This is a genomic window from Mesorhizobium sp. M1E.F.Ca.ET.063.01.1.1 (assembly GCF_003998155.1).
GTDB lineage: Bacteria > Pseudomonadota > Alphaproteobacteria > Rhizobiales > Rhizobiaceae > Mesorhizobium.
The window spans coordinates 1-387 of sequence record NZ_RZSC01001789.1; the positions used below are offsets into that span (position 1 = coordinate 1).

The 387-nt window shown below is 57.6% G+C and carries 1 protein-coding gene; it reads left to right on the top strand.

Annotation, left to right across the window (positions count from 1 at the left end; all coding sequences use genetic code 11):
* Positions 1-387 (top strand): hypothetical protein (locus tag EOA29_RS42075; RefSeq protein ID WP_210213249.1); only part of this gene is annotated, 387 nt, incomplete at both ends.

The window sequence follows — 387 nt, forward strand, 5'->3', positions numbered from 1 at the left end:
TCGCCGTACTACCGCCGTGTTTATCGCAGCGAGTCTTTCGATGACTGGCGGTTCGCCGTGCGCGTGCTGGAAGACTGGGGCGTGCTCTTGCCTGATGTTGGGATAGCTTTCATGGAGCTTGCGACGCTGCGCAACCGCTCGGTCCACTTTAACCCCGCGACCTACTCCACAATGCGGGAGGACGCTCTATCGGCATTGAAAACGCTGGGCCACATCATCCAACTGCAGTTTGGCGGATTCGGCCGGCAACCATGGTTTATCGAAAACACGCCCGGCGCCCAGTTCATCAAGCGGACATACGAGGACGTTCCCTTCGTAAAGACTTATATCGTGCCCTTGAGCGGATTTGTCGGCGTAGAATACGGCATGGACCTCACGGAACGGGGT